The sequence below is a fragment of the Amycolatopsis sp. NPDC058986 genome (assembly GCF_042741125.1).
In the GTDB taxonomy this organism is placed as follows: Bacteria; Actinomycetota; Actinomycetes; order Mycobacteriales; family Pseudonocardiaceae; genus Amycolatopsis.
The window spans coordinates 44929-70982 of record NZ_JBHYJW010000026.1 but is presented as its reverse complement, the minus strand read 5'-3'; the positions used below and the strand labels follow the sequence as shown (position 1 = coordinate 70982).

30 protein-coding genes and 2 tRNA genes are annotated in these 26054 nt (G+C 67.2%); 16 read left to right on the top strand and 16 right to left on the bottom strand.

What is annotated here, in order from left to right:
• Positions 1–38: 38 nt before the first annotated feature.
• Both ACFW0G_RS23120 and ACFW0G_RS23115 read left to right on the top strand, forming a co-directional pair.
• Positions 39–128, top strand: a tRNA-Ser gene (locus tag ACFW0G_RS23120).
• Between the two features lie 43 nt (positions 129–171).
• Positions 172–245: transfer RNA gene (locus ACFW0G_RS23115), tRNA-Arg, on the top strand.
• 182 nt (positions 246–427) lie between these two features.
• Here the strand turns inward: ACFW0G_RS23115 and ACFW0G_RS23110 are convergent.
• From ACFW0G_RS23110 to ACFW0G_RS23090, 5 genes are all read right to left on the bottom strand, one after another.
• Positions 428–940, bottom strand: a complete 513-nt coding sequence (locus ACFW0G_RS23110) for a YbaB/EbfC family nucleoid-associated protein (RefSeq protein WP_378327438.1) — start codon at positions 938–940, stop codon at positions 428–430.
• Positions 933–1982 (bottom strand): hypothetical protein, encoded by a 1050-nt coding sequence (locus ACFW0G_RS23105; RefSeq protein WP_378327437.1) that lies wholly within the window; start codon positions 1980–1982, stop codon positions 933–935. The genes ACFW0G_RS23110 and ACFW0G_RS23105 overlap by 8 nt, the downstream gene beginning before the upstream one ends.
• Positions 1983–1993: 11 nt before the next feature.
• Complete coding sequence (locus ACFW0G_RS23100) at positions 1994–2371, bottom strand: hypothetical protein (RefSeq protein WP_378327436.1); 378 nt, start codon at positions 2369–2371, stop codon at positions 1994–1996.
• Between the two features lie 187 nt (positions 2372–2558).
• Positions 2559–3062, bottom strand: a complete 504-nt coding sequence (locus ACFW0G_RS23095) for a hydrogenase maturation protease (RefSeq protein ID WP_378327435.1) — start codon at positions 3060–3062, stop codon at positions 2559–2561.
• Positions 3063–3175: 113 nt separating this feature from the next.
• Positions 3176–4228 (bottom strand): tetratricopeptide repeat protein, encoded by a 1053-nt coding sequence (locus ACFW0G_RS23090; protein ID WP_378327434.1) that lies wholly within the window; start codon positions 4226–4228, stop codon positions 3176–3178.
• A gap of 170 nt (positions 4229–4398) precedes the next feature.
• Here ACFW0G_RS23090 and ACFW0G_RS23085 point away from each other — a divergent pair, with 170 nt between their 5' ends.
• A complete protein-coding gene (locus ACFW0G_RS23085) occupies positions 4399–5073 on the top strand; it encodes an HNH endonuclease family protein (protein WP_378327433.1) in 675 nt (224 codons plus the stop codon).
• A gap of 55 nt (positions 5074–5128) precedes the next feature.
• Entirely contained in the window at positions 5129–5773 is a 645-nt protein-coding gene (locus tag ACFW0G_RS23080) for an alpha/beta fold hydrolase (protein WP_378327432.1), read from the top strand.
• Positions 5774–5857: 84 nt separating this feature from the next.
• On the opposite strand, the gene ACFW0G_RS23075 is transcribed toward ACFW0G_RS23080, so the two are convergent.
• Positions 5858–6493 carry a nitroreductase family protein gene (locus ACFW0G_RS23075; RefSeq protein WP_378327431.1) on the bottom strand — a complete coding sequence of 212 codons (636 nt, stop codon included), beginning with the start codon at positions 6491–6493 and terminating at the stop codon, positions 5858–5860.
• Between the two features lie 101 nt (positions 6494–6594).
• On the opposite strand from ACFW0G_RS23075, the gene ACFW0G_RS23070 reads away from it, so the two are divergent.
• Complete coding sequence (locus ACFW0G_RS23070; RefSeq protein WP_378327430.1) at positions 6595–7113, top strand: MarR family winged helix-turn-helix transcriptional regulator; 519 nt, start codon at positions 6595–6597, stop codon at positions 7111–7113.
• Here ACFW0G_RS23070 and ACFW0G_RS23065 read toward each other — a convergent pair.
• The 3 genes from ACFW0G_RS23065 to ACFW0G_RS23055 form a co-directional block, all read right to left on the bottom strand.
• The gene (locus ACFW0G_RS23065; RefSeq protein WP_378327429.1) at positions 7101–7526 is read right to left on the bottom strand and encodes an ATP-binding protein; all 426 of its coding nucleotides are present in this window, start codon (positions 7524–7526) and stop codon (positions 7101–7103) included. The genes ACFW0G_RS23070 and ACFW0G_RS23065 overlap by 13 nt on opposite strands.
• Positions 7527–7591: 65 nt before the next feature.
• Positions 7592–8365, bottom strand: coding sequence for a SigB/SigF/SigG family RNA polymerase sigma factor (locus ACFW0G_RS23060; RefSeq protein ID WP_378327428.1), 774 nt, complete (start codon positions 8363–8365; stop codon positions 7592–7594).
• Positions 8362–8781, bottom strand: a complete 420-nt coding sequence (locus tag ACFW0G_RS23055; protein ID WP_378327427.1) for an ATP-binding protein — start codon at positions 8779–8781, stop codon at positions 8362–8364. The genes ACFW0G_RS23060 and ACFW0G_RS23055 overlap by 4 nt, the downstream gene beginning before the upstream one ends.
• Before the next feature lie 160 nt (positions 8782–8941).
• On the opposite strand from ACFW0G_RS23055, the gene ACFW0G_RS23050 reads away from it, so the two are divergent.
• The 3 genes from ACFW0G_RS23050 to ACFW0G_RS23040 all read left to right on the top strand — a co-directional run bounded on the left by ACFW0G_RS23050 (position 8942) and on the right by ACFW0G_RS23040 (position 10638).
• Positions 8942–9250: a WhiB family transcriptional regulator gene (locus ACFW0G_RS23050; protein ID WP_378327426.1), complete on the top strand. Its 309-nt coding sequence runs from the start codon at positions 8942–8944 to the stop codon at positions 9248–9250.
• 190 nt (positions 9251–9440) lie between these two features.
• Positions 9441–9794 carry an STAS domain-containing protein gene (locus ACFW0G_RS23045; protein WP_378327425.1) on the top strand — a complete coding sequence of 118 codons (354 nt, stop codon included), beginning with the start codon at positions 9441–9443 and terminating at the stop codon, positions 9792–9794.
• A 58-nt stretch (positions 9795–9852) separates the two neighbouring features.
• Positions 9853–10638, top strand: a complete 786-nt coding sequence (locus tag ACFW0G_RS23040; protein ID WP_378327483.1) for a metal-dependent hydrolase — start codon at positions 9853–9855, stop codon at positions 10636–10638.
• On the opposite strand, the gene ACFW0G_RS23035 is transcribed toward ACFW0G_RS23040, so the two are convergent.
• Positions 10604–11449 carry a nuclear transport factor 2 family protein gene (locus ACFW0G_RS23035; RefSeq protein ID WP_378327424.1) on the bottom strand — a complete coding sequence of 282 codons (846 nt, stop codon included), beginning with the start codon at positions 11447–11449 and terminating at the stop codon, positions 10604–10606. The two genes, ACFW0G_RS23040 and ACFW0G_RS23035, sit on opposite strands and share 35 nt — an antisense overlap.
• A gap of 102 nt (positions 11450–11551) precedes the next feature.
• Between ACFW0G_RS23035 and ACFW0G_RS23030 the strand changes: the two genes are divergently transcribed.
• Positions 11552–12109, top strand: coding sequence for a TetR/AcrR family transcriptional regulator (locus tag ACFW0G_RS23030; RefSeq protein WP_378327423.1), 558 nt, complete (start codon positions 11552–11554; stop codon positions 12107–12109).
• 795 nt (positions 12110–12904) lie between these two features.
• Here the strand turns inward: ACFW0G_RS23030 and ACFW0G_RS23025 are convergent.
• The 3 genes from ACFW0G_RS23025 to ACFW0G_RS23015 all read right to left on the bottom strand — a co-directional run bounded on the left by ACFW0G_RS23025 (position 12905) and on the right by ACFW0G_RS23015 (position 16897).
• Positions 12905–14119: a DUF222 domain-containing protein gene (locus ACFW0G_RS23025; RefSeq protein WP_378327422.1), complete on the bottom strand. Its 1215-nt coding sequence runs from the start codon at positions 14117–14119 to the stop codon at positions 12905–12907.
• 244 nt (positions 14120–14363) lie between these two features.
• Positions 14364–16004 (bottom strand): ABC transporter permease, encoded by a 1641-nt coding sequence (locus ACFW0G_RS23020; RefSeq protein ID WP_378327421.1) that lies wholly within the window; start codon positions 16002–16004, stop codon positions 14364–14366.
• Positions 16001–16897, bottom strand: a complete 897-nt coding sequence (locus tag ACFW0G_RS23015) for an ATP-binding cassette domain-containing protein (protein ID WP_378327420.1) — start codon at positions 16895–16897, stop codon at positions 16001–16003. Before ACFW0G_RS23015 ends, ACFW0G_RS23020 begins: the two co-directional genes overlap by 4 nt.
• A gap of 93 nt (positions 16898–16990) precedes the next feature.
• Between ACFW0G_RS23015 and ACFW0G_RS23010 the strand changes: the two genes are divergently transcribed.
• The 5 genes from ACFW0G_RS23010 to ACFW0G_RS22990 all read left to right on the top strand — a co-directional run bounded on the left by ACFW0G_RS23010 (position 16991) and on the right by ACFW0G_RS22990 (position 19948).
• Positions 16991–17479, top strand: coding sequence for a GbsR/MarR family transcriptional regulator (locus ACFW0G_RS23010; RefSeq protein WP_378327419.1), 489 nt, complete (start codon positions 16991–16993; stop codon positions 17477–17479).
• A gap of 80 nt (positions 17480–17559) precedes the next feature.
• Positions 17560–18297 carry an SGNH/GDSL hydrolase family protein gene (locus tag ACFW0G_RS23005; RefSeq protein WP_378327418.1) on the top strand — a complete coding sequence of 246 codons (738 nt, stop codon included), beginning with the start codon at positions 17560–17562 and terminating at the stop codon, positions 18295–18297.
• A 112-nt stretch (positions 18298–18409) separates the two neighbouring features.
• A complete protein-coding gene (locus ACFW0G_RS23000; RefSeq protein WP_378327417.1) occupies positions 18410–18550 on the top strand; it encodes a hypothetical protein in 141 nt (46 codons plus the stop codon).
• Positions 18551–18866: 316 nt separating this feature from the next.
• Entirely contained in the window at positions 18867–19472 is a 606-nt protein-coding gene (locus ACFW0G_RS22995; protein ID WP_378327416.1) for an RNA polymerase sigma factor, read from the top strand.
• Entirely contained in the window at positions 19469–19948 is a 480-nt protein-coding gene (locus ACFW0G_RS22990; RefSeq protein ID WP_378327415.1) for a carboxypeptidase regulatory-like domain-containing protein, read from the top strand. The genes ACFW0G_RS22995 and ACFW0G_RS22990 overlap by 4 nt, the downstream gene beginning before the upstream one ends.
• Before the next feature lie 353 nt (positions 19949–20301).
• On the opposite strand, the gene ACFW0G_RS22985 is transcribed toward ACFW0G_RS22990, so the two are convergent.
• Entirely contained in the window at positions 20302–20541 is a 240-nt protein-coding gene (locus ACFW0G_RS22985) for a hypothetical protein (RefSeq protein WP_378327414.1), read from the bottom strand.
• A gap of 18 nt (positions 20542–20559) precedes the next feature.
• On the opposite strand from ACFW0G_RS22985, the gene ACFW0G_RS22980 reads away from it, so the two are divergent.
• Entirely contained in the window at positions 20560–22593 is a 2034-nt protein-coding gene (locus ACFW0G_RS22980; protein ID WP_378327413.1) for a CHAT domain-containing protein, read from the top strand.
• 9 nt (positions 22594–22602) lie between these two features.
• Here the strand turns inward: ACFW0G_RS22980 and ACFW0G_RS22975 are convergent, their stop codons facing one another.
• Together ACFW0G_RS22975 and ACFW0G_RS22970 are read right to left on the bottom strand one after the other, a co-directional pair.
• Positions 22603–23349, bottom strand: coding sequence for a polysaccharide deacetylase family protein (locus ACFW0G_RS22975; protein WP_378327412.1), 747 nt, complete (start codon positions 23347–23349; stop codon positions 22603–22605).
• A 168-nt stretch (positions 23350–23517) separates the two neighbouring features.
• Positions 23518–23970 (bottom strand): SRPBCC family protein, encoded by a 453-nt coding sequence (locus ACFW0G_RS22970; RefSeq protein WP_378327411.1) that lies wholly within the window; start codon positions 23968–23970, stop codon positions 23518–23520.
• A 76-nt stretch (positions 23971–24046) separates the two neighbouring features.
• Here ACFW0G_RS22970 and ACFW0G_RS22965 point away from each other — a divergent pair, with 76 nt between their 5' ends.
• On the top strand, positions 24047–26017 hold the full coding sequence (locus ACFW0G_RS22965; protein ID WP_378327410.1) for an FUSC family protein: 1971 nt from the start codon (positions 24047–24049) through the stop codon (positions 26015–26017).
• Positions 26018–26054: the final 37 nt, after the last annotated feature.

Genomic DNA, 26054 nt, shown 5'->3' with positions numbered 1-26054 from the left:
GGGTGTGTAACCTATCTGAGCAGTGGTCACCGGGCCTGGGAGGCTTCGCCTAGTCTGGTCTATGGCGCCGCACTGCTAATGCGGTTGGGGGTAACCCCCCCTCCCGGGTTCAAATCCCGGAGCCTCCGCTGGTATCTGGTTCGCCGGATGCTAGGTTGCACAACTGAACACGCGCCCGTAGCTCAGCTGGATAGAGCATCTGACTACGGATCAGAAGGTCAGGGGTTCGAATCCCTTCGGGCGCACGTCTGGTTGAGACAGTAAACGGGAAAACCGCCTGGTAACAGGCGGTTTTCTCTATTTCTGTCCCCTTGGCGAAGGTCGTGGTGCTCGCCACAGCCGGTCCCGTTTGGACAGACCGCCTCGCCAGGGAAGCGGACGGCGAGCCCGTGAAGTCGCGAACTCGCCGTCCCTGGGTTCGTTCCGGTCACCAGGCCGGGTCGAACCGCATGCCCTTGTCGTACCACTCGTCATCGCTCGCCGGCCGGGCTTCCGCCTTCTCTGCGGCCGGGCGCCCCACGCTGTCCGAGCGGTCCTTCAAGTACTCGTACCGGCTTTCCTGCTTGACCCGTTGCGGCCGATCGGTGCGGGGAGGTTCTTCGTCCGTCTGCATCGTGGGCTCGAACTGCAACCGCCAGCGCAGCCGGTCGGTCAGGTAACCCGCGTTGCCCAAGGGGCGCAGCAACTCGGCACTGCGTTCGGCCGATTGCCGCTGCGCCTTGGCGTAGGTGCGCATCACGAGGTCGGCGATCTCGGCCTCCGACATCCCGGTGACCGCGTCCGACAGCCGGAGCCGCGTCATGACCCCGTCGGTGTTGACCGACAGGGAGACCGCGCCGCCAGGGGACGTCACGTCCGCCGACAACGTGTTCAACGCGGTCACCATGGCCTCGCGCGCCTCCTCCAGGTGACGAGCGGCCTCCCGGCCGGCCTCACTCACGCACGGATCCCGCGGTGCCGTTGCCGCCGTTGCTGACCGTTCCGTCGGGCGCGATGTCGACGCCGGAGTCCCGGACCCGCTTCTCGGTCTGCCGTGAGGTATGGCCGGTTTCGAAGTTCCCCGGGTCGAAGTGGTCGCCGGGGCTGACGTCCGGTGGCGGCGGGATCTGCGGCAGGTCCCGCGACTCGATTCCGATGTGCTTGGCAAGGTCGTCGGCGGTGTCGCCCATCCCCGAGCGGATCTTGTCGACGTTGTCCATGAAGCTCGCGTAGATGTCGAGCACGTTGTCGCCACTGACTTCGGCACTGTTGGCGACGACCTGGCTGAGTGCTGCCCCGGCGACGTTCCCGGCGACCATCGCGCCGTTCGCCGCCGTGAAGATGGCCCCGCCCGCTGCGGCGCCCGCGCCGCCGGTGGCGACGGCGAGCAGACCGGTGACCGCGCCGGCGAAGGCTGCGGCCAGCACCTTGGACGCTGCGGCGTCGCTCTGCTGCGCCTTGTCCTTCTGGAACTTCTTCGCCGTTTCCTTGAAAGCGGAGCCGAGGTTGGACAGGTCCTGCCGGGCGGTCGCGATCGCTTCGCGGGCCGCGACCACGTCGCTCTCCAGCACGGTGATCTTGGTTTCCACCCGCGCGTAGGTTTCGGACAGGTCGTTGATGTAGGACTTGACGGCGTTGGCGGCTTCGCCTCGCCAGTACTCCATCCGCTTCTCGGCCTGATCCAGCTTCGTCTTGGAGTCCTCCTGGAGAGTCTTCCAGATCTTGTCGAACTGGTTGATCATCTCCTGTAGGCCCTTGGTCGACTCTCGATCGATGTCCGCGTCGGAGAACTCGCGATAGGCGCCTGCGACCTCCTGCCGCATCTTGTCCCAGTCGTACATCTTCATCGCCATGAAGTCCGAGTAGCGCAGGTACTCGATGGCGTCGAGCGCGTCGTTCGCACCGTCGAGCAGGTCGTCCGAGATGCCTTCGAGCAGTGCTGCCCGGTTGCCGTCCTCGCCCGACGTCGTCTCAGCGTCGAGCGCGCCGAAGTAGCCGTCCACGTCCGTCCCTCTCAGTTCTCGTCCAGCTGCGCGGCAGCCCGCTGTACCCGCGTTTTCGCGTCCTGGTCGGCCTTTTCGTACAGCTCGGCGACCGTCATGAGGGCGTGGCTGGTGTCCAGAGTGGTCTCGTGGAGCCTCTTGATCAGGTCCTCGATCAGGTGCAGGTGTTCGTTGTAGGCCTTGGCCACCGCCGGCATCCCCAGCGTCCGGCCGAAGGCGTTGTAGGTGGGCATCATGCCCGCGATGTCGAAGATCCCGCCCGCGCCGGACGAGGTGGGGACGTCGAGGCCGGACACACCCGCCGACGCCGCGGCCGCGGCGTCGGCGGCCGCTCCCAGGTCCTTGCTCGCGTCCCTGAGATCCTGCAGGTCCGTCTCGAATCCGATCATGGGCCACCTCGTCGTTCAGCCGGTTTTGCGTCCGGGCATCGTAAGCGTCGGCCGCTGGGCGAGAGGGGCGGTTCGGGGACATCGACGGGACCGCTGTGGGTCAGATCACCGGCGTTCTTCGTTGCCGGTGTTGGGGTCGTACGCCTGATGTGTCCACAGTGGACAACTCAGGGGCGAGCGGCCGTCGCTAGGCGGGGGCCAGCTTTCCGAAACGTGCCTGCGCTCCATCGGACGCGTCGCCCCAGGCGAGTTCGGTGACGGCGGCGACTGCCGCGGGTATCGCCGCGGCGACCTCGGGGCTCAGGCCGACGCCGCCGGTCGTGCGGGCCGGTTCGCAGCCGATGATCAGCACCCGTCCGGCGTCGCCACCGAGCAGGCGCAGCAGCCGGAACACGGCGTCGCGGTGCAACCCGTGTGCGTCGACGGCGGCGGACGAGGGGAGGTCCTCGGAGGCGGCCTCGATCAGGGACAGGGAACCGGGTGGCCGCCCGTGCGGGGTGGCGTCGAGCAGGATCGTGGTGTCGTAGTCGCCGAGCAGGTCGGCCAGGTGCGTGCCGCAGATCCCGTAGTCCGCGATCTGCACCCAGTTGGGCAGGTCCGCTCTGGCCAGTTCGCTGAGCACTTCCAGGCCGAAGCCGTCGTCGCCGAGGAACATGTTGCCGATAGCCGCGACCAATACGCGTGGCCTCATCCCATCGCCTCCCGGTGGGTCTGTCCGGTGAACCGATGTCGTGCCGGTGGGATCCAGCAACACGGTAAATCTGTGAGCTGCATCACACAATAGCCCTACCGGGGCAGTGCCGATCAACGGCGGTCACTGTCCGTCCGCGCGTTGTCCGCCCTGGTCAGCCAGGCCCTCGCCGCAGCGTCGGCGCCGCGTGCCTCCAGCAGGCGGGCCAGGCCGAGCATGCCCTGGACGTCGCCGGATTCGGCCGCCGACTGGAACCACTTTTCGGCCCGCGCGGCATCGCCGCCCGCCTCGGCGAGATATCCCAGGTGAGTCAGCGCGGGCACGCTGCCGTGCTCGGCCGCCTGCCGGTACCAGGCGGCGGCCTGCTGATCGTCGCCGCGATGACGGGCGAGGACGCCCAGGTTCGTGAACGCCACCGCGTCGCCCTGTTCGGCGGCCTCGAGGTACCAGACCTCGGCTTCCCCGAGATCACCACGCCGGTGCAGCAACAAGCCCAGCCGGACCATCGCCTGCAGGTTGCGGCCGTCGGCGCCGCGCCGGTACCAGTCCTCGGCCTCCTGCGGCCGCCCGACTCGTTCCGCCTGGTGGCCGAGCAGGCACGTCGCCGCCAGTTCCCCGCCCTCCAGCGCGCGGTGCCACCAGCGGGTGGCCTGCGCAGCCCGGCCTTGTTCGCGCAGGAGGACACCCAGGTCCAGCATCGCGCCGGTGTTGCCGGCTTCGGCTGCCTGCCGGCACCACTCATCCGCCTCCGTGGGGCGGCCGCGCGTGATGAGGAGGTGCCCCAGCGCGGCCATGGCGTCGACGTCGCCGGCGTCGGCGGCCGAGCGCCACCAGCGTTCGGCCGACTCGAACTCGTGACGTCGCTCGTGGGCGCGCCCCAGGTGCAGCATTCCGTGCGGATCGCCGGCGACCGCGGACTCGTGGTACCAGCGCTCGGCCTCGTCGTGGGCTCCACGCTCGGCAAGCAGGCGGGCGAGCGCGGTCATCGAGACGCGGTCGCCGCCCGCCGCCGCTTTGCGGTACCAGGCTTCCGCCTCGGCGAGCTCACCCTGCTCCCGCAGCATCGCGGCCAAGCCGGCCATGGCCAGCACGTTGCCCCGCTCCGCGGCTTTGCGGTGCAGGTAGGTGTCGAAACGCTTGTTCCACTTCCGGGGCCGATCGGGCATCGGCATCGCTCCCTCCGGGACCTGCTCGGTAGTCGGGGATTCGGAGCCGGACGTGACACCGGAGCGCTCGGTGGTCTCGGTCACGTTCGCGCCAGCTCGTCGTGTCGGCGCGGTTTCCGGGAATCGCGGCGGCATACTCGCCGGTCGCGGACCGTGAGTGAAAGGACCCGATGGTGGCGTCTCGGACCTGGAAGCCGTCGATGACCCAGCGGATCCTGCTGGTCGCCGCGGTGCTGGTGGCCGCACTCGTGGCGTTCTGGGTGGCAGGCCGCGGTGTCGGGGCCGAAACCTCGTCGTCGGCGCCCCCGCCGGCCAGCGCAGGTGATGCGCGGAAGCAGCTGGCCGAACTCACCGTGGCGCAGCGCGGCACGATGGACGGCTACGACCGGAAGAAGTTCCCGCACTGGGACAGCCAGGGCAACAGCTGCAACACCCGCGAGCTGGTACTCAAGCGGGCGGGCAAGGACGTCAAGGCCGGTGCCGACTGCAACCCGACCGCGGGCACCTGGACCAGCGTCTACGACGGCGAGACCTGGACCAAACCCGGCGACCTCGACATCGACCACATGGTTCCGCTGGGCCAGGCCTGGGTCAGCGGCGCGAAGTCGTGGACGAACGAGAAGCGGGAGCAGTTCGCGAACGACCTGACCAGGCCGCAGCTGTTCGCGGTCACCAACAGCGTCAACCGGGAGAAGAGCGACAAGGCCCCGGACCAGTGGAAACCGCCGCTGGTGTCCTTCTGGTGTACCTACGCGACGGACTGGATCGTGGTGAAGCGCTACTACGGCTTGACCGTCACGACCGGCGAGAAGACGGCGCTCGAGGACATGCTGCGCCGTTGCTGACCGGTCTCGCGGTGCGGCAAGGTGGGCTGCGGACCTGGGGAAGGAGCGGATCGCCATGGCGACGTTCGTGCTGATTCACGGTGGCGGCAGCAGTGGCTGGGACTGGCATCTGGTCGCGGCGGAGCTGCGTCGCCGAGGACATGACGTCGTGGCGCCGGATCTGCCGATCGAAGACCGGTCGGCCGGGCTGATCGATTTCACGAACGCCGTGCTGGCGGCACTCGGCGACCGTGTCGATCCGGTGGTCGTCGGCCATTCCTACGGCGGGATCACCGCGCCGCTGGTGTGTTCGAAGGTGTCCGCGCGATTGCTCGTGTTCGTCGCCGGGATGGTTCCGGCGCCCGGGGAGAAGCCGGGCGACTGGTGGGGCAACACGGGGTTCGTGGGACCCGAAGGTCTGAGCCAGGCCGAGACCTACTTCGGCGATGTGCCCGAGCCGCTCGTCGCCGAGTGCCTGGCCCACGGTCGCTCGCAGGTCAGCGCCGAGGGGAACGAGCCATGGCCGCTCGAGGCGCTGCCCGATGTCCCGGCCAAGGCGCTGTTGTGCCGGGACGACCGGTTCTTCCCGCCGGAGTTCCTGCGTCGCGTCACCCGTGAACGGCTCGGCGTCGAACCCGACGAGATCGACGGCTCCCACATGGTGCTGCTCAGCCGCCCGAAAGAGCTCGTGGACCGGTTGGAGAGCTACCTCGCGAGTTGATCGCCACCTGGACGGACGGCGGGGGCGTTCGGCGGCTGATGCTCGGTGCCGAACCGCGAACGCCCCATGCCCCTCGCACTCGCGTTACCAGCGATCCAGGTGCAGTGACTTCGCCAGCGGCTCCCTCGCGGCGGGCTTGAAGGAGTCGCCGGTGTAGAACGCGGTCGGGATGAGCGCGGCCTGGTGGACGTTCGACGGGAGGCCGAGGATTTCCGCGGCCTCCTTCTCGTAGGTCAGGTGCAGCGTGGTCCACGCCGTACCGAGGCCGAGCGAGCGCGCGGCGAGCATGTAGCTCCACACCGCTGGCAGCAGAGACGCCCACAGCGGCGCCTGGTTCCCCGCCGGCAGTTCGCCCTCGCTCGCCTCGATACAGGGGACCAGTAGCACCGGGACCTCGCCCATCCGCTCCGCGAGGTACTCGGCGCTGTCGCTGACGCGCTGCTGCACCTTCGAACGTTCGGGGTCGTCCGCGTACTGCTTGCCGGCGAACTGCTTGGACGATCGGTACTTCTCGAAGCCTCGCCGGTACAACTCGCCCAGCGCGGCTCGCTGAGCCGCGTCGGTCACGACCAGCCAGTGCCAGCGTTGGATGTTGCCGCCCGCCGGCGCCTGGAGCGCGGCGGTCAGCGCCTGTTCGATCAGCTCGGGCGGGACCGGGCGCTCGAGGTCGAGCCGCTTGCGCACGGTGCGGGTGGTCGTCAGAAGCTCCTCAGGGGTCATGACGTCATCATGCCGATCACCGGGTCGCTGTCCGACATGCGGACAGCGAAGCGCGGTCGCGGTCCATGGCAGGCCAGGACCACGGATCTAGGATCGTGGGAATGGGCGAACCCCCGAGTTCGATGGGCCTGGGAACGCGGCTACGGCACGTGCTCGAGCTGCTCGACGGCGACGTCGCGAGGTTTCTCGTCGACCTCGGGCTGACCGACTACCGACCGCGATACAGCCCCGTCGTGCGTGCGTTGGCCGCACACGGCGCCCTGTCCATCCGCGACCTGGCTCGCGAAACAGGTGTCACCCACTCCGCGGCGAGTCAGACAGTGGCGCAGATGAACCGCGCCGGGCTGGTCACGCTCGCTTCCGGGGCCGACGCCCGCCAGCGCATCGTGTCGCTCACCGGCAAGGCCAGGGACCTGGTGCCGATCCTGGACGCCGAATGGGCGGCGACCAGCGAAGCAACCGCGCAGCTCGAAGCCGAACTGCCTTTTTCACTGGGGGAGATGATCACCGCGATCGTCGACGCGCTGGAGCGCAAGTCGTTCCGCGAGAGGATCGGGGATACCGAGCAGGCGAAAGCCCTGCTTCGGGTGGCGCGGGCTTCCGGTCGTCAAGGACCGTGAAGCCGAAGCAGGAAGACGGCCCAGACGATCTTCCCGCCGGGACGCCGCTCATACCCCCAGTCTTCGGCGAGGGCGTGGACCAGCTGGAGCCCTCGGCTGCGTGCCACCTTCGGAGACGGCTCCTTGAGCCTTGGCACCTCGCTGCCGGAGTCGAACACCCGCAGCATCAGCCGCTCACCGGTGCACTGCAGCTCAAGCCGATCCGGGTGCTCGCCGTGTTCGAAGGCGTTGGTCACCAGCTCGGACGTCGCGAGCAGCACGTCATCCATCGATTGGCCGTGCACACCCAGGCCCGTCAGCACGTCCCGGACAGCGTGCCGGGCGATGGCCGGAGCGGTCACATCCGCCGGGAGGCGGAGCGACACGACAGCGGTCGAGACGGGCCCGGCGGCGGGCAGCCGAGACGTCGTCATCGTTCCCACACCTCCCAGCGGGTCTCGTGCTCGCCCGGCAAGTACCCATCGCGAGCGGCGTTCAATCAGATGTCGTCAGTGATATCCGTTTCGTTCAGCCGTGAGCGGAGCTTCTTCAGTGTGGCCGCCAGCAGCCGGGAAACCTGCATCTGAGACACCCCGACACGGCGGGCGATATCCGATTGGCTCATTCCCGACCCGAAGCGCAGTGCGACGATTTTGCGCTCCCGCTCGGCCAGGCCGTCCAGCAGGGGGCGTAACGCCTCCCTGAGCTCCGCCTGGCCGAGGTTGGCGTCAGGGGCGCCGAAGCGGGTGTGGGCCGAGTTTTCCAGCAGGTTGTCCAGGGAGGCGCCGTACCGGCCCTGGCCGGCTCGCAGGCCTTCGTAGACATCTTCCATCGACACGCCGAGGTGCGTGGCTATCTCACTGGGGCGCGGCGCTCGCGACAGCTGGATCGTGAGTTCCTCCCGGGCGGCGGAGATGCTCGCGCTCAGCTCTTTCAGCCGCCGGGGGACGCGGACCGACCAGCTGTTGTCGCGGAAGTGGTGACGAAGCTCACCGGAAATCGTCGGTACCGCGAACGCCAGGAAGTCGGTGCCCTGGGCCGGATCGAAGCGATCCACGGCGTGGATCAGGCCGATCGTCGCGATCTGGACGAGGTCGTCCATCGCCTCGTCGCGGTTGCGGAACTTGCGGGCGAGGTTCCGCGCGAGCTCGAGGTGGGCACGGACCAGGCGGTCACGGATCGCCTCGCGCTCCGGATCCTCCGCCGGCAACTCGGCCAGTTTGGCGAACAGTGGCGTGACGTCGAGTTCGTTCTCCCCGACCGGATCCGTCACGGGCGGGCCGCCGCACTCTCCCGGACCAGCCGGACGCTGGAGCGATATCCGCCTTCGGCAGGCGTGACAGACCGGTGCGCCGAGGTCGCGAGCGCGGTGAGCAGCTGCCAGGACAGCCCGTTCTCCTCACCCTGTTCGGGTGATTCCGACAACACCGAAACAGTCACTTCGATGCGCCCGTCGGACCAGGAGAACACACAGGTCAGCCGTCCGTCGTTGGCGGCGGGCAGCAGGAGCGAACAGGCCTCGTCGACGGCCATCCGGAGGTCCTCAACCGCGTCGAGGTCGAAGTCCTGGCGCATCGCGATATCGGCCACAACGGTCCGCAGTGTGGGGACGACGTGCGGGATAGCAGCCGTACGCACCTCGATGACCTGGGCGTTTTCGTGGTCGAGCGGGGCGTAGTCGTCCTCCACGTGTCTTCCTCTCTCCGGCTCGCGCTGGCGGCAGCAGGTGTCCGGGGATGCCCCGGACACCGAATGCCCGTGCTCTGAGCAAACCAAACCCGCGTTTGATTCGGAGCACCGGCGGGCATGTACCGGTCGAGGAGTTGATCCTGGGAAAGGCGGGGACGACATGGCTGACGTGAGCCGGCTGCCCAACGTGGTCGCGGAAGAGTGGGAGTGGCAGCTGCGCGGTTCCTGCCGGGGGGCGGACAGCAGCCTCTTCTTTCATACCGACAACGAGCGCGGATCGGCACGCGAACGGCGGGAATCACGTGCCAAGGCGATTTGTCACACGTGCCCTGTGCTGGCGCAGTGCCGGGAGCACGCGATGGCCGTGCAGGAGCCATACGGGATCTGGGGTGGGCTCGGCGAGATCGAGCGGCGGGAACTCTTCCTGCGTGAACGCAGGGCAAAGCGGAAGGCTTTGAGTGCTCGCTGACGACCGCTGAACAACCGTTCAACCGATCGCCGTGGCGCCGTTGTGCCCGAAAAGTATGGCGGGCCTCGTCGGGGCAGTCGCCTTCTGGGTTAGGGTTGGGTCTCCAGTTGTCTGGGACCGTGACACGGTTGCCGCTTGAGACCACAGGCGCGTACCGGCGCAGTATCGGCGCCTGACGAGGAGAAACTGCATGCCCGCAGCCGAGCAGAACGCCACCCCGCCCGGGTTCGGTATCACCCTGGACACCGGAGCGTCCGAGCCTCGGGTGGTGGTCACCGGCGAACTCGATCTGCTGACCAGCCCGCAACTGCAGGAGGCGTTGGCGGGACTGATCGCGGAGAAGCGCTCGCGACGCGTGGTGGCCGATCTGACCGGGGTGACCTTCTTCGATTCGTCCGCGCTGAACGTGGTGCTGCACGCACAACGCCAAGCTGGTGAGCAGGACGTCGCGCTGGAAGTCGTGCCGAGTCCCGCTGTCAGCCGCGTGATCGAACTCACCGGTGTCGCCGACCATCTGAGCGTGTCGGAGGAACCGCCCGCCTGATCCCCCGATACGGTCTGGCGACCGATCGGCACGCGGGATTCCTGGGGGCAGCACGATGATGGGGCGCACGCATGCCCTGACCGGGTGGTGCGCAGGGCTGGCGCTTGCGCCCGCCGTAGGTGCCGGCTCACTGCACCAAGCCGTGGTTTTCGGTGCCACCACAGCCGGTTTCGCCCTGCTGCCCGACCTCGACCATCCCGGAGCGAGGGCATCACGTCTGCTGGGATGGCTTACGGGACTGATCTCGTGGTTGCTTCGCTGGGTCTCGGCCGCGACGTACGCCCTGACGAAGGGGCCGCGCGACGAGAACGTGACGGGTAAGCACCGCCACCTTTCGCACACGGTTCTCTTCGCGGCAGGGCTGGGGGCGGCGACCGCGGCGGGAACCTCCGCCGGCGGGTCATGGGCGGTCTTCGGAGTGGTGGTCCTGGGGCTGCTGCTCGCGGAAGGTGCGCTCGGAGACTGGTTGCTGCCGGTGAGCGGGGCGGCCGTCGCCTGGTGGGTCTGGACCGCCCCGCCCGACCACGCCGCACAACTGCAGGAGATCTCGGGCTGGCTGGGTTTTGCGGTGGCGGCAGGGTGCATCACCCATTGCCTGGGAGACGCGCTCACGGAGTCAGGCTGCCCGTTCCTCTTCCCGCTTCCGATCGCAGGGGAGACCTGGTACGAGATCCGGCCGCCACGCCCGTTGCGTTTCCGGACCGGCAAGAAGGTCGAGAAACGACTGATCTTCCCGGTGTTCGTGGTTCTCGCGGTGCTGTTGGTACCTGGGGTGTGGGATCAGGCGACCGGCACCTTGCAGCGGCTGTTCAGTCCGTCGGCGACCCAGACAGCGACGCCCTGAACGCAGCGGTCCGTTCGATCGCCGCAGCGGTGTCGGTGTAGTCCCTGGAACGCACGATGCGGCCGTCGCGGGCGGTCAGAACCATCACGTAAGACGAAGTGAACGTCGAACCGTCCGACAGGACTTCGTTGTGCAGATCGAATTCTGCGACGATGACCGCGGGATCGACGGTCTCGTGCACCACTACGTGCTCGGCCTTGATCAGGCGGCGTGCCTCGCCTACGGCTTTGAACCTGGCGCGCAGCTCTTCACGGCCCTGCGTCACCCGCGGTACTCCGGGGATGGTGAAGGGCAACTCGATCACGACGTCCTCCGCGTAGAGATCCGCCACGTCGTCCCAGCGGTTCTCCACAGAAGCGGTGAGGAATTTGTCGAACACCTGATGAGCATCGCTCCGTGGCTTCGCCCCAGCCCCCATCACCTCTGCCGCTCCGGCATAGTTCGGATAATCGCGATAGTGGGTGATTTGGCCGTCCGCAACCGTCAGGACGCCGACCGACGACGGGAAGCGATACGGCGTCCCGTCATCCACGGAACGTCCCTCGGCGATGAGCTCGACGACGAAGCCCGAGTCGGTGAGGTGTGTGGCGACCTGCACTTTTTCCAGGCCCAGCTGCCGGGCGCGGACACCACCGGCGGCCAGAGTTGTCATGATGGCGTCTCGTCCTTCGAATCGCTGTGGCATGCCGCCCGAGCTGAACGGGAACTCGTAGACGGCATCTTCCGCGAACAGCTCGGCCATCAGGGAAGCATCGATCGATTCCATGCCCTGACGGACAAGCTGAGCGATTTCGGACACGGTTCGGGTCATCGGAAATTCTCCAGGGAGACAGAGTGTTGAATCGGAACGGTGCACCCGCTTCCGACGATACGGAACGCTCGTTCCGGTTGTCAACGAGACCAGGAGGCCTCGATGGAAAAAGCTGTTCTGCGTGCCGACGCGCGGCGTAACCGTGCTCGCGTTCTGGCGGCCGCGGAAGAGGCGTTCGGCGCGGAGGGCCTCGCTGTTCCGCTCGACGAGATCGCACGTCTCGCGGGCGTAGGGGCGGGCACGGTGTACCGGCATTTCCCCAGCAAGGAAGCCCTCTTCCAGGCTGTTGTCCTGGAGCGCATCGACCAGTTCGCACAGGAGGCCAGGGCCCTGCTGGCCGCAGATGATCCAGGCGAGGCGTTCTTCGACTACTTCCAGCGTGTCATTCGCCAGGCGTCGGTGAACCGCGCCATCTGCGAGGCATTGGCCGAGTCGAGCGGGCTCGGCTTCAAGGCTGAGGCCGGCGACGACTTCCGTGCCGCCCTCGACGCCCTGCTCGAGCGAGCGCAGACAGTCGGAGCTGTGCGTACGGACATCGACGGTGACGATCTGCGGGCGCTCATCGTCGGATGCCTTGCGGTGGAGCGCTATTCGCCGGACAGCCGACATCTGCTGCACGTCGTCATCGACGGTCTGCGGACCACCGCAGCCGAAGCCTGAGTGGATCCCGGCCGATCTTGGATGGCTGGCGAGTCAAATGCCGCTCGGCAATTCGGCGGTTGGCTTGTCTCATGCCTCGCAGGGATCGATGACGGTGACCCATCAGGCTCGGCTTCCGCCGAGGACAACCACTCGGATCGTCGAGCTGACCGTGCTCCCAGCTCGTCGACAGCCCGACGACGGCTGCACCGGGCGCCCGGGTCGGACGAAGTCGTCCAGTCGCTTGGCGATGGTCGCCCCCTGAGTTCGCTGGATGCAACCTGCGTGTACTCCAGGTCCGTCTGCTCGGTATGCGGAAGCTTGTGGGGCCAGTCTTTGTCGTGGCAGTCGCTGTCGGCTGTGGTCACCCAGCCGGTTCGGGTGATGCACCGATGTGTCCGGATATAGGGGCGCTGGCCGGAATCAGCTTGGACATCTCGGCAGGCGCGGCACCTGGGATCACACGAGCTATCGTCGAAACCTGTTGGCAGGGACAATGCGTCACGAGGCAGGTCGAACTGACACAGTCGACCGGGCCGGTTCACCCGAGCTGCGGAGGAAACGACCCTGCCAGCGTCTGCTCGGCTCAGGTGGAGCCGACCGGCGGCCGCCACGGATTCGCGGACGTGCCGGGGCTTCCCATGCAGCAGGTTCGCGTCACAGTGACATTCGGCACCGACAAACCTCAAGCACTTGAAGTCATGCCTGTGGCACTCCACCCTGGCGGACCCGCGTGCGGTGCTGTCGGTCCGCAGGCGCAGCTAGTCGTCGAAGCAGATCACAAGGTTCATTCGCGCTGACGTGGTCCTCGGAAGCTCACGCTGCGACTTGGACTTCATGTGCAGTGTTGTAGAGAGGCTGCTGTTTCGGATCCAGCCAGCGCGGCGGAATGAACGCGACGCGGCCATTGACCAAGCGGACCTCCCAGTCCGTGTGGTGCAGTTCGCGTTCGTGTTCCTCGCATACGAGCGCGAGGTTGACCAAGTCGGTGGAGCCACCGTCCATCCAATGGAGGATGAAATGGGGGCGACACCACTTCGCCGGGCGACGGCATCCCGGTCGGGTACATCCCTTGTCACGTAAGGCTAAGGCCGCACGCTGAGCTGTCGTAACCAGCCGTGTGCTCCGGCCGAGATCGAGTACCTCGGCGTCAGACCCCAACACCGCGGGTACGACTTTTACGTCACCGCAGCAAATCCGACGAAGCTGAGCGGCGGTGGTGTGTCCGACGCCGCAGGTGAATGCCGCGCCGGCTCGCTTTTCCAGCTCCGCCAACGGGATGGTCACCGCCACGGTGTGTTCGCTCCGTGCCTGGTCCGACTCGGTGACGCGTACCGCGAGTGCGAGAGCCTCAGCGATGGCATCACCCTCCCGTTCGGACTGGCTGCGTTCGTCGGCGCGTCCGAATTCATCTCGTGGCTTTGGCTCGGCCAGTTGCTGGAAGAGCAGTTCGAGGCGTGCGGCGGTCTCGCGGTCAAACACGCCGTTGAATTTCATGCGGCCGTCCAGCAACCGATGTGAACAAAACGCTCGACGCGGACGTGCGAGTTCGGTCTCGGTATCTTCCGCGGGTTGGCTGTCGACGGACCAATAGCCAGCCAGGTCATGCCCGGCTTTGCGGACGATCGTCGGCGTCGACTGTTCCGCCAGTTCTACCAAGGTTGATACGGCTTCGGCCAGATCGCTGTCGGCGATCGTCGCCGGCGCTTTCGACAGGACGTAGTGGATCGCCCGGACATGAGCCGCCGATATTCGGCCCTGCGCAAGGGCATTCTCCACCGTTTCCTGTGGTCTTCTGGCAAGACGTACACGTGTTCTGGCTTCATCCACCGAAACGCGGGCGACCGTCGTCAGCAGCGCGGTGGTACTTCGATAGCCCTTGGCGGCGGCCAGTTTTCGATTGTCCGCTTCGCGAACCAGGGCAAGATTGTTCGCGTACTCGCGTGACATAGTGGATTCGGAGGCGGTCAGCGCAGCTGCGAGCTCGTCGTTGCTGAGCTCGCTCAAGGAGAGGGAAGAGGTAGTGGACACGCCCCGAACGTACGGCGGTCCCAACCCTGGGAGCGATTACACGATCGGGTGAGGCGGCGCGAAAAATTCAAGACCATGTGCGCTGAGCTGGGGATGTCGGCGAACAGGGTGACCAATTTCTTCCGCTCGCGATTTGTCAAGTTTGTAGTCATCGGTGAAAAGCTGCTACTTCTGAAGGTGAGGCAAGGTCGTTGCCGGAGACGCGTCCGCAGGGCAGGGTGCCTCTCCGGCGGCAACCTTTCTGTCAGCCGACGTCGCGGCGGCGCCAGCCCGTAAGTCCGGCGCCGAGCGCGACCACAGCTATCACCAGCAGCCACAACAGCGGCGCGACGGTGAAGGCCTGACCGGGCAGTTTCGGCGGATGCTGGAAGGGAGAGATGTCAAGCAGCACCTGTGGCAGGTTCACGACCGGCCCCAGCAGGCTGATCAGCAGTGCTATGCCGCCGACAGCCCATGCGGCGGTGGAGAACTTCGGAAGCAGTCCGAAGATCGACACCGTCAGTGCGGCGATGACCCACGTGGCGGGAATCTGCACGAGAACCGCGAGCATCATGTCGCTGACCGACCCGCCGACGTCCCCACTGCGGAAGCCGTTCGACAGACCGAGCATCAGGCCGGCAACGAGGAGCAGTGACGCGGTTCCCAAGAATGCGAAGATCAGATGGCTTGCAGCCCAACGTAATCTGCTGACCTTTGTGGCGAGGAGTGGTTCCACTCGGTTCAAGATCTCCTCGCTCCGCATCCTGAGAGCTGCCTGCACCCCATACAGCGACACGATCATCCCGAAAATACCGGCCATAGCAGCGAGGAATGCGTTTACGAGAGCCGAGGAGCCGCCTAACCGTTCGAAGATCGCGCGAGTCTGTTCGGTTTGGCCGACAAGGTCACCAATTCCGCTGGCGATCGAGCCGAAGACAGCACCGCCGACGGCCGTACCGATTGCCCAGCCGAACAACGGCCCTCGCTGCAGTCGCCAGGCGAGAGCCAGAGGTGTGCGCAGGGAGGCTGCTGCTGTCGCCGGCCCGGGGCGTGGCGGAAGTATCCCAACCCCCAAGTCGCGCCGGGGCAACAGAAGATATCCCAGCGTGCCCGCCAGCAAGGTGGTGGCGATAGGCAACGTCAGTACCCACCAACGTTCGCCGGCGAACGGGCGCAATTGCTGTGCCCAGCCGATCGGAGATAGCCAGGACAGCCAGCGGGCGTCCGTGGTCGAATCGCCCGCGGCGCGCAGCAGAAACGCGATGCCCACCGAGGCCGTGCCGATGCCGTTCGCCGTCCGTGAGTACTCCGCCAGTTGGACGGCAATCGAAGTCACGGCTGTGAACACCAGACCCGCTAACGCGGTCGCGGCACCGAACGCGATGGAGCCGCCTGCCGGGAGCTTCGCACCTGCCATGCTGATGGCCTGGACAAACCCGATCAAGATGCTCGCGCCACCCGAAACGAGAGCCGCCGCCGTGAGTGCCGCATAGCGGCCGACGACAGCTGACGCGAGGAGTTCCGCCCGGCCGCTGTCTTCCTCCGCGCGGGTGTGGCGGGTGACCGTGAAAACGGCCATGAGCCCGATGAGCACGGACAGAAAACCTGCCATGCGCCAGGTGATGAACCCACCTGCGGTGGACAGGTCGAAAGCCGGTCCATAGAGGAGGGCGAACGATGGATTGGTGCTGGCGCTCGCTGACAAAGCGGCTCGCGATGCCGCAGTCGGATAGAACTGCTCGTAGGTACTGACAGTGCTGGCAGGCACGATGCTCAGCAGAACGATCCAGATCGGCAGGACGATGCGATCTCGTCGCAGTGCGAGGCGTGTGAGCTGCCAGGTACCGGCCAGTGCGTGGGCTGGTACGGCATCCGAGTGGGCGGGGCGATCCAACGTGGCGGTCATTTCGCGCTCGTTTCCGCCGTGTAGTGACGCAGGAACAACTCTTCGAGCGTGGGCGGCTGGCTCACGAGACTGCGTACGCCGACCTGCGTGAGGTGCCGGAGCGCGTCATCGAGAGAGCGGGTCTCCACGTCGAAACGGACCCGGTTGCCTTCGACCTTGAGGTCGTGCACGTTCTCCAGGTTCGCCAGCCCGTTCGGTGGCCCGGCGAGTTCCGCGGTGATGGACGTACGGGTCAGATGCCGGAGGTCGGCGAGTGTGCCGGACTCGACGGTGCGGCCATTGCGGATGATGCTCACCTTGTCGCAAAGCGCCTCGACCTCGGCCAGGATGTGACTGGACAGCAGGACCGTGCGTCCTTGCTCGCGCTCCTCCTGGATCGCGTATTGGAAGGTGGCCTCCATCAGCGGATCGAGGCCTGAGGTCGGCTCGTCGAGAATCAGCAGGTCGACTCGTGACGCCAGGGCGGCCACGATCGCGACCTTCTGCCGATTGCCCTTCGAATAGGTGCGCCCCTTCTTCTTGGGATCCAGGTCGAAGCGTTCAATGAGTTCTTCGCGGCGTTTCTGGTCGAGGCCGCCGCGGAGGCGACCCAGGAGATCGATGACCTCGCCCCCGGAGAGGTTGGGCCAGAGGTTGACGTCTCCAGGGACGTAGGCGAGTCGCCGGTGCAGTGCGGCGGCGTCCTTCCACGGGTCGCCGTCAAGCAGCCGGACGTCGCCGGAGTCTGCGTGGAGCAGGCCGAGCAGGACCCGGACAGTGGTCGACTTCCCGGCACCGTTCGGACCGAGGAAGCCGTGCACCTCCCCGGCGGGTACCTGCAGATCGAGACCGTCGAGGGCCTTCGTCCGGCCGAACGACTTGTGCAGGCCGGAGATCGATATGGCGTTTCCCATGGTCCAGAAGCTACACTCAATTCATGAAGTTGTGAAGTTAAGAAAATGTCTAGATCAGGTGATCTGCGGGGGAGGGTAAGAGAGGATGGGGCGATGACGACGCCTGACACCAAGCGAGACGAGGACGCCGTCCGCCGCTACGTCGAGAAGATGGGTTTGACGCTCGCGCAGATCGGTATGCAGCGCATGCCTGCTCGGGTCTTCGCTGCCCTGATGACGACTGACGAGGGCAGGCTGACCGCGGCCGACCTCGCTGAGCGATTGTCCGTGAGCCCGGCCGCCATCTCGGGCGCGGTCCGTTATCTGGAGCAGGTCGGTCTCGTGGGGAAAGAACGGGAGCCGGGCGAGCGCCGCGACCACTATCGCCTCTACGACGACCTCTGGTACGCCACGTTCCTCAAACGAGACCGGTTGATCCTGATGTGGCGGGACGCCGCGGAGGAGGGGATCGACGCGCTCGGTGCGGACACGCCGGCAGGGAAACGCCTGGTCGAGATGCGCGATTTCCTGACGTTCATCACCAGAGAGCTCACCGAGATGTTCGACCGCTGGCACCGAGAGCGAGGTGCCGGGCCGAGCTAGCCGACACGGACGCGCGGACTGGTGGCAGGGAGAGGCCCAGGTCACCGGCTCGTTCGCGGTCGGGTGTCTAAAGTCGGATCATGTCCGCTGTCCGAATTCTTTCCACGGTCGCGCTCGCACCGGTACTGGTCGCGCAGGCTGTCCGGGTTCGACGTTCGACGCCTCGGCTTCCTGGGGCGGCGGGACCGGCTCGTGGGTTCGTACCAGGTTCGGGTGTTCCGATCAGGCTCGCCGTTGTCGGGGAATCGACCGTCGATGGTGTGGGCGCAGGCAGTCACGAAGAAGCGTTGACGGGGCAGCTTGCTCGCGTGCTCGCAGACGGTGGCCGTCCCGTGGCGTGGCAGGCGGTGGGCAGGACGGGCGCGAACGCCCGCGTCGTCCGCGACGAGCTGGTGCCGTTGGTCCAGCCGGCCGACGTGGTAGTGGTCGCGCTTGGGGTCAACGACACGATCGAGCTGCACTCGGCTGCTCGCTACCGGCGAGATCTGCTGGAAGTGGTTGTCTCGCTTCGTCGGAGGCTGGGGGCCATTCCGATTGTGCTGGCCGGTGTACCGCCGATGGGGTGCTTTCCCGTACTGCCCAGGCCGTTGCGGAGTGTCCTCGCCAGACGCTCCGGCGCCCTGGATGCCGCTGCCGCCGAGCTGGCCGTTTTGCCTGCGGTCGAGTACGCGCCGATGTCGCCGGATCTTCTCGAGGCCGCGGCTTTCGCCGACGACCGGTTTCACCCCGGTCCGACTGGTTATCGTCGGTGGGCTGAGCACCTCGGGGCGGTGACAGCGCGTGTTCTTGGGGTGACGGACTGGGCGGTACGAGGCTGACCGTGTCACCCACCTGACGCAGATTTCGGGTTTTCTTCAAAAAAGTCTCCGCTGCGTGTATCTAGCGGGCCCTTCGTTGCGTCCTAATGGGCGTGAGGGAAGGAGGGGCCCAATGCCCACCGACAAGAACTCCGAAGAGAACCCGGTCCCGGTGACCGTGCCGCCCGTCTCGACCGACCCGAAGACCGGCGGAGGCGGGGGCGGATCGCAGACCAACGGCACGTACGACCCGCACACGCCGCCGAGCAACTGAGGTACCACTGAACTGAACAAGACCGGCGTCGTCCGGTAGCCGAGGGGGCTGCCGGACACGCCTGGCCGGGTGTGCCTTCGGGGGAGGGGACGCCCGGCGGGATCTGCGGGGGAGTGGATCCGAGGAGGAAGTATCGACCGGCGCGGGACCACACCACCCGCGCCGGTCGGTGCCTCGCAGCAACCGGCGTTGGGCCGAAAGACGGATAAGTAAGCGATCGATGTATCCCAGAGCCAGCAGCACGCTCCTTCCCCCAGAAGGACACGACATACGGCCAGCGCCGACCCGAAGACACTTCCGAAGTGGGGCAGCTACGGTGACGGACGTGCGAACAGCAGAAGTAGACCCGCCATGGGAAGGTTTGACCGGCGCTGAGCTGCACGCGGCGTGTATGCACGCGGCGCGCGCTGGGGACCGCCAGGCGATGAACAAGCTGGTCGAAGAGCTGACCCCGCTCGTTTGGCACGTTGCCCGGGCGAACGGGCTGGACCGGGTAGTTGCCGAAGATGTCGTCCAGACGGTGTGGCTCGCGCTGTTCAGCCAGTTGGACAAGCTGCGCGACCCCAGGGCGCTGGCGGCGTGGCTGATCACCACGACCCGGCGCGAGGCGACCCATCCGTACGGCCGCCGTGCTCAGCCCGTGCCGCTGAGCGACGAGCTGGCCGAATCCATGCCCAGTACTCAGCCGGCACCCGAGGACGAAGCTGTTCGAGCCGACCGCGATCGGCGGGTTTGGCGCGCCTTCGTCCGGTTGCCGCACCGTTGCCAGGAGCTGCTCCGGCTGACAGTGCTGGCCGGGCGAGCCGAGTACCAGCTGGTCGCGGAGGCGATGCGAATGCCACGCGGCAGTGTTGGACCGACCAGGGGACGTTGCCTCGACTCGATGCGCGATCTGCTCGCCAGTGAAGGGGGAAGCCGATGAACGACATCGGTGCGGCGGAGGGGAAGGCCTTTCCGGATGACGAGATGTTGCTCGCCGACATCGACCGTTTCCTGGATGAACTGGACCCGCCACCGGACGATCTGGTGCAGCGGGTCCAGTTCGCGCTCGCCCTGGAAGATCTCGATGTCGAGGTTGCCCGCTGGGAGCGGATGGATGCCCATGCCGGAGTGCGCGGCAGCGGTACCGGGACGATCACGTTCACCGTCAGTGATCTGACCGTGATGATCAATCTCACCAAGATCGGCAAGCGACACCGAATCGACGGGTGGCTGGTGCCGGCCGGGCAATACGCGGTCGAGGTCAGAGTCGCCGAACACGGAACCACGTCGACGACCGCGGACGAGGGTGGCCGGTTCGTCCTGGAAGACGTACCACAAGGCACGACACAGATCCTGGTGCATTTGGGCGACGTGTCATGCCGCCGAACGGTCGTAACGCCGACGGTAGTTCTCTAAAACCCGGACGGGCGTTACGCCTCTGGTTGGGGTGTGCTCCCATTGGGCGCGTGTCAGTGTCGCTTCTTTCCGCCGAAAAGGCCGTCGTAGCAGCGGCTGATCTCCATCGTCGCGCGATGGCGGTCGCCTCCGACATGCGTCCTGGACCAGCGGCACGGCTCCTGAACAAGGCATTGTCCCAGTTGGTGCGAGTCGACCGGGCTGGTCCTGAGCACCTCGAGCTCCAGGCTCGGATCCTGATCAGCCTGGCGTCTGCCGATGCCGAGGTCATTTCGACCGAGGCCGGGCTAGCTCATCTTGAGACAGCCGAGCAGGTGCGGTCGCGGTTGCCGCCGGGACAACCGCGCAGTGTCTTACGACTGACGGTGAAGCTGCAGCGTGCGCTCGTCCTCATGCGCGCCGGACGGTGGGAAGAGTCGCTTGCTCTTTTCGCAGCGATCTTCCCCTCGCTGGAAGCCGAAGTCGACGACAATGGGTTTCTGCTGACTCGCAATCTGCTCAACAGGTCCATGGTCCACGTCCAGATGAACAATCCCGAGGCCGCTTTCGCCGACCTGCGACGTGCGCTCAAGCTTGCCGTCGAAAACCGTCATACTCTGTTGGAAGCCAAGGTGAGACAGGGGTTGGGCGACTCCGCGCAGCTGGCAGGCGACGTGCCACAGGCTCTGCATCACTACGAGCAGGCGGCGCGGATCTTCGCCGCGGCCGGGCCGGGTTCACTTCCGTTCATCCGACTCGATCAGGCTCGGGCACTGCTGACTGCTGGGTTGAGCGAAGAGGCTGCCCGTCACCTCGACGAAGCACTGCCTCAGTTGCGTAGCGCGGGTTCGATCCAGCAGGTCGCTGAGGCCGAGGTCGCCAGGGCGGCCGCGGCGATTCTGGAGCACGACTACTCGCTGGCCCGGAAGTTCGCGTCAGCTGCGCGTCGGAGGTTTCTGCGCCGTGGCAACGCGCGGTGGGCCGAGATCGCCGCGCTGACCCGGCTGCGCGCGGACGCTTCGGAGATTCTGGCGTCGGAACGGTCGAAGCCAGGGACGCGGCTACCAGCCGAGTTCGCCGGGCTCGCGGAGCGGCTGAACGAGCTGGGCATGCGCGACGAGGCGGCAGCTGCGAGGTTGCTCGCTGTCCGGCTCTACTTGAGGCGTAACCAGGTCGACGTCGCCGAGCGGCTGCTGGCGCAGGTCCCGAAGCCGCGGGAGACCACGCCGATCGACCACCGGATGCTGCTGCGGTTGTGCCGCGCCGAGCTGGCGGTGGCGACCGAACGCCCTCGCTCGGCACTCGCACAGGCTCGTGCCGGGCTGCGTGAGCTGGGGGCGATCAGGGACCGAATGGGCGGACTCGACCTGGTCTGCGGTACCGCCGTGCACGGTCAGGAGCTGGGCAAGCTCGCCCTGCAGCTCGTGTTGCGACGGGCGCGTCGCAACGCTCCGGGAGCCAAGCGGATGTTCGCCTGGTTGGAACGCACGCGGGCCCAGGTCTACCGCTACGAGCCGCTGCCGGTGATCGAGGACCCGGTGCTGGCCAAACACATCACCGAGATGCGGCATGTGCAGCGCACGATCCAGCGCAACCGGTTGGAGGGCGAGCCGGTCAAGGCCCTCGAACAGCGGTACGCGACGTTGCAGCAGGAAGCGAGCAGGCTCGGCTGGTACACGAGCCAGTGGGGCAAACCTCGTCCGGTGTGCACGCCGGACGAAGTGGTCGAGCAGCTGGGCGAGCGAGTGCTGGTCAGTCTCGTCGGCTACAACGGACAGCTGTATTCGCTGGTCGTCGACCGCGGCACCTTCCGCCTGCTGAAGCTCGGGCCGCTTGCCGAGATCATCGAGACGGCGAAGCAGTTGCACGCCGACCTGGACGCGCTGGCGCCCGATCACCTGCCCACACCGTTGGCGGAGACCGTCGCGGCGTCTGCACGGCGTCGCGCGGAAAAGCTGGACGGCTTGATTTCCGCGTCGCTCGCGAAGACCCTGGGTGATCGTGAGCTCGTGATCGTCCCGATCGGCCAGCTGTACGCGCTGCCGTGGGGCGCCTTGCCGTCCCTGCGCGGGCATCCCGTCACGATCGCGCCCTCGGCCACGGCGTGGGTGAGTGCGAGCAAGCGGTCGACCCAGGGGCCGGTGCTGCTGGCCGGCGGTCCCGGCGTGCCGGGTTCGGTGGGTGAGGTGCGCAAGCTCCGGGACGTCTATCCGGCCGCGCGATTGGTGGACGGCGCGAACGCGACCAGTGAGACCGTGCTCGCCGCGCTCGAGGGAACGGGGATGGCCCATCTGGTCGCGCACGGCGCGCACGAGCCGGCGAACGCGTTGTTCTCCAGGCTCGAGCTCGTCGACGGCCCGCTCTTCGCCCACGAGACGACCCGGTTGGCGCGCCCGCCGGAGCGTGTCGTGCTGGCCGCTTGTGAACTTGCGATGAGCCATATCCGGCCCGGTGAGGAGGCGCTGGGGTTCGCGGGGACGCTCCTGGCCAGTGGCAGCCGTACGGTGATCGGCGCGGTCGCGAGGGTCGGTGACCGGGCGGCCGCGGACGCGATGGCCGACCTGCACCGGCGGCTGGCCTCCGGAACCTCACCCGCCCTGGCGCTCGCCGAGGCCACGGCGGTGGACCCGCTGCGCCGTCCGTTCCTGTGCCTCGGCGCGGGCTGAGCGAGGAGCTCAGCCGAGGAAGTCGGCGAGCGGGACGGGTGTGAGACCGTCCTTTTTGGCCTGTTCGAGGAAGGCGTTGTAGTCCTCTTTGAACGTTTTGCGGAAGTGCATCAGCACGATGTCGCCGGGCTTGAGCTTGGTGCCCGCCTGGAACTGGACGTGTCCGTCGTTGACCGACGCCGACCACAGGACCGCGGCGCGCATGCCGCAGGTCGCGGCCGCACGCAACGTGTTGTCGTCGTAGTTTCCGAACGGCGGCCGGAACAGTGACGGCCGAACGCCGAGGCCCTTCTGGAAGTCGTCGGCGTTGTCGCAGATCTCCTTGCGCTGGAACTCGAACGGCTTACCCCGCAGGTTCGGGTGGTCGACCGTGTGATCGCCCAGAGTCGCGCCCGAGGCGTCGAGGATGCCCTTGAAGTACGCCTCATGCCCCTTGACGTACTTCTGGTTCAGGAACAGCACCGGGTGGGTGCCCGAACTCTGGATGAGCCGTTGCGCGTCGGGATCCTTGACCGCACCGTCATCCATGGTGATGAACACGTAGGGCTTGTCGGTGGTGATGCGGCGAACCACCGGGACGGCGCCGTTCGCCACCGGGGGAGCCTTCTGCTGAACGGTGCCGAACGGGTAGGGCGCGGTGAAGGCGGGAGCGGGTGCGGCGGCGGGAGCTTGGTTGTGCTCGCTCGGCTGCGGTTCGGGCGCCGGAGCCGGCGATGGGGTCGAGCAAGCGGTCAGAGTCAGCACGACGGTGGCCACAGCAGCCGCCACTCGCCAGTGCGCCCCCAAGCGCGCCGCAAATCTCACTGTCTGTCCCCAATCTTCCGGTATAGCTCCCGGATCTGCGATCCGTATCCCCGGAAGGAGGACGCCCGCGAGGGGGCAAACGTTGCAGTTGGTTAGTGAATGTGTCGGGTGGCACCCAGCTCAGTGCCGGTTTTCGGCTGCCTTGACCAGTTGGGCGGAAAGCAACCGGATCACGCCGCGCACCGCGGCCAGCAGCGCCGGGCCAGTGCCCGGGAGCGGCTCGGTGAACGAGCCCGTCCAACGTAGGTGCGTGCCGCCGTCTCCGCTCGGGGTGAAGAAGACCTCGGCGCGGTAGTCCTTGACCGGCGCCATGCCGGCGAAGGTGTAGACGTGCCGGCGGTCGGGTTCGTACTCGAGTGTTTCTTCCCGGACCAGCACCGGCCACAAGCCGAGTTCCCGCACTGCGCCGACCCCGTCCGGCTCGGGATCGCCACGACGAGCCCAGCGTGATTGGGGGACCAGCGGCCGCGCCCACTGCGACCACAGGGAGCCGTCGGTTTCCAGCTTGAACAAAGTGGACGGCGGAGCGGTGCTCGTCCGGTTGACCTCGAAGGAAAACGTCCGAGCTGCCATGGTGACCTCCCGTGGTGGGTTTCGCGGACATCACAACACGGGATCCGGCCGGTGCCCAGTAGGTCAAGATGAGGGCGTGACCACACCGCGCCGGGATTTCGCCGCACCGCACTGGCTGGTTCAGCTCCTGCGCAGCTCGAGTGTCCCGGTGCCGTGGAACATGGTCGCCCGTGCCGTGATCGCGCTGGCCGTGCCGATCGGTGTGGGCTACGCGGTGGGCGACATCGCTGTCGGCGCCTATCTTTCGTCCGGCGCGCTGCCCGCGGTGTTGTCCGAATCGGCCGGTCCGTATCGGTACCGCGCGCGACGTCTCGGCGGTGCGACGCTGGCGGCGATCGCGGGGCACCTGGTCGGGCTGGTGACCGGGGCGAATCCCGGGCTGGCGATTCCCGCGGTGATCCTGGTCGCGGCGGTCTCCGCGCTGATCAGCACGGCTGGGAGCAACGCTTCCGTCGCCGGTCTGATGATGTTCGTGTTCTGCGTGCTCGGCACCGGCCAGCAGGCGACGGGGGCGCAGATCGGCTTGGACCTCGGCTACTTCTGCGCGGGTGCGGCGTGGAGCCTTGTCGTCGCGCTGGCCAGCTGGACGTTTCGTGCGACCAGCTCGGAACGCAATGCCGTCGCGCAGGTCTACATCGAACTGGCCGCGATGTTGTCGGCGGCCGACGAAGCGACGTCGAGGATGGCGCGACACCAGCTCACCACCGCGATGAGCACCGCCTATGACCGGCTGCTCACGGCCCGGTCCTGGTTGTCCGGCCGCGACGCCACCTACCGGAAACTGCTTAATCTGCTCTCCGCGAGCACGCCCGCGGTAGAAGCATCGGTCGCGATGGTCAACGCCGGGCAGCGTGCGCCGAGGGAGGTTGTCGACTACTTCACCGTCGCGGCGGCTTCGGTGCTGGCCGTGCAGCCGCTGCCCACGCCGCCGACGCCACCGGATGACGAGGATGTCGACGCGGTCCTCGGGGCCTTGTATGCCGGGCTGGAGCGCATCGGCAAGGGGGACGACCGGACGCGGCGCGAACCCGTGCCATGGCACCGGCGGGCGCGGGAATGGATGGGGTCGCTCACGGCGGGGCCGCTGACCTGGATCGCGGCGTTACGGCTGACCTTGTGCGTCGCGGTCGCCGAAATCGTCGCGCTGCTCGTCCCGTTCGAGCGGGCGTACTGGATTCCGCTAACGGTGGGCATCGTGCTCAAGCCCGACTTCGGTTCCGTCTTCGGACGTGCCGTACTGCGCGGCATCGGCACGGTGGCCGGCGTCGGCATCGGCGCCGTGGTGCTGGCGCTGGGGGCGCACGGTTGGGTGCTGGTGGTGTTGATCGCGGCGTTCGCGGGTGGGGTCGCGGTCGGCAAGGTCCGCAACTACGGGATCCAGAGCGCCTTCGTCACCCCGCTGATCATTCTGCAGATGGATCTGGCGAACAAGGGCGACTGGTCGGTGGCGTTCACTCGCCTCCTGGACACTGTGCTCGGGTGCGTCATCGTCCTGGTCTTCGGCTATCTGCTCTGGCCGGGCAGCCGGCGGCCTCAGGTCGGCGGACGGCTCGCGACCGCGCTCGACACCGTGGCGACCTACGTCGGGCCCGCGCTGGCGCTCACCCCCTCGGGTGAAGCGCGGCTGGCTCGTTCGCGCGCCCGGCGCAGCGCCTACCGGGCGCTGGCGGACGTGCGCACGGCGTTCCAGCAAGCCATCGTGGAGCCGTCGGCGAACGGACGGCAGGCGCTGGCGTGGTGGCCGGTGATCGCCGCGCTCGAGCGGGTCGCCGACGCGGTGACCGAGGTCGGTGTGACCATCGGGAGGGGTGCGCCAGAGCCTGATCAGAGCGATGTCGACCTGATCACCGCCGCGCTCGCGGAGCTGGCGGCGGCGGTGCGGGAACAGCGTGAGCCGGAGTCGGTGCCGCTGCCTGACGGCGCCCAGCTGTCCGGGGTTGTGGATCAGCTCGGCTCGGCCTTCGACGCGGTGCGTGGGCCGGATCTCGTGGAGCGGACCCCGCTGCGCCTGGTCCGCAGGTTCCTGCCCTACCACAGGCGGACGTAAGCGAAGTGTTGTTGGATGGAAGTGCCTGGAAATCCCG

Excerpts from the sequence above, each read along its gene's own strand:
- ACFW0G_RS23040 (WP_378327483.1), top strand. The coding sequence starts at position 9,853 with ATGGGGCGCACGCATGCCCTGACCGGGTGGTGCGCAGGGCTGGCGCTT.
- ACFW0G_RS23080 (WP_378327432.1), top strand. The coding sequence starts at position 5,129 with ATGGCGACGTTCGTGCTGATTCACGGTGGCGGCAGCAGTGGCTGGGAC.
- ACFW0G_RS23030 (WP_378327423.1), top strand. The coding sequence starts at position 11,552 with ATGGAAAAAGCTGTTCTGCGTGCCGACGCGCGGCGTAACCGTGCTCGC.
- ACFW0G_RS22985 (WP_378327414.1), bottom strand. The coding sequence starts at position 20,541 with ATGACGGTTTTCGACGGCAAGCTTGAGCGCACGTCGCAGGTCGGCGAA.
- ACFW0G_RS23090 (WP_378327434.1), bottom strand. The coding sequence starts at position 4,228 with ATGCCCGATCGGCCCCGGAAGTGGAACAAGCGTTTCGACACCTACCTG.
- ACFW0G_RS22970 (WP_378327411.1), bottom strand. The coding sequence starts at position 23,970 with ATGGCAGCTCGGACGTTTTCCTTCGAGGTCAACCGGACGAGCACCGCT.
- ACFW0G_RS23050 (WP_378327426.1), top strand. The coding sequence starts at position 8,942 with ATGGCTGACGTGAGCCGGCTGCCCAACGTGGTCGCGGAAGAGTGGGAG.
- ACFW0G_RS22990 (WP_378327415.1), top strand. The coding sequence starts at position 19,469 with ATGAACGACATCGGTGCGGCGGAGGGGAAGGCCTTTCCGGATGACGAG.
- ACFW0G_RS23020 (WP_378327421.1), bottom strand. The coding sequence starts at position 16,004 with ATGACCGCCACGTTGGATCGCCCCGCCCACTCGGATGCCGTACCAGCC.
- ACFW0G_RS23085 (WP_378327433.1), top strand. The coding sequence starts at position 4,399 with ATGGTGGCGTCTCGGACCTGGAAGCCGTCGATGACCCAGCGGATCCTG.
- ACFW0G_RS23100 (WP_378327436.1), bottom strand. The coding sequence starts at position 2,371 with ATGATCGGATTCGAGACGGACCTGCAGGATCTCAGGGACGCGAGCAAG.
- ACFW0G_RS23065 (WP_378327429.1), bottom strand. The coding sequence starts at position 7,526 with ATGACGACGTCTCGGCTGCCCGCCGCCGGGCCCGTCTCGACCGCTGTC.
- ACFW0G_RS23005 (WP_378327418.1), top strand. The coding sequence starts at position 17,560 with ATGTCCGCTGTCCGAATTCTTTCCACGGTCGCGCTCGCACCGGTACTG.
- ACFW0G_RS23010 (WP_378327419.1), top strand. The coding sequence starts at position 16,991 with ATGACGACGCCTGACACCAAGCGAGACGAGGACGCCGTCCGCCGCTAC.
- ACFW0G_RS23075 (WP_378327431.1), bottom strand. The coding sequence starts at position 6,493 with ATGACCCCTGAGGAGCTTCTGACGACCACCCGCACCGTGCGCAAGCGG.
- ACFW0G_RS23035 (WP_378327424.1), bottom strand. The coding sequence starts at position 11,449 with ATGACCCGAACCGTGTCCGAAATCGCTCAGCTTGTCCGTCAGGGCATG.
- ACFW0G_RS23095 (WP_378327435.1), bottom strand. The coding sequence starts at position 3,062 with ATGAGGCCACGCGTATTGGTCGCGGCTATCGGCAACATGTTCCTCGGC.
- ACFW0G_RS23070 (WP_378327430.1), top strand. The coding sequence starts at position 6,595 with ATGGGCGAACCCCCGAGTTCGATGGGCCTGGGAACGCGGCTACGGCAC.
- ACFW0G_RS23045 (WP_378327425.1), top strand. The coding sequence starts at position 9,441 with ATGCCCGCAGCCGAGCAGAACGCCACCCCGCCCGGGTTCGGTATCACC.
- ACFW0G_RS23000 (WP_378327417.1), top strand. The coding sequence starts at position 18,410 with ATGCCCACCGACAAGAACTCCGAAGAGAACCCGGTCCCGGTGACCGTG.
- ACFW0G_RS23015 (WP_378327420.1), bottom strand. The coding sequence starts at position 16,897 with ATGGGAAACGCCATATCGATCTCCGGCCTGCACAAGTCGTTCGGCCGG.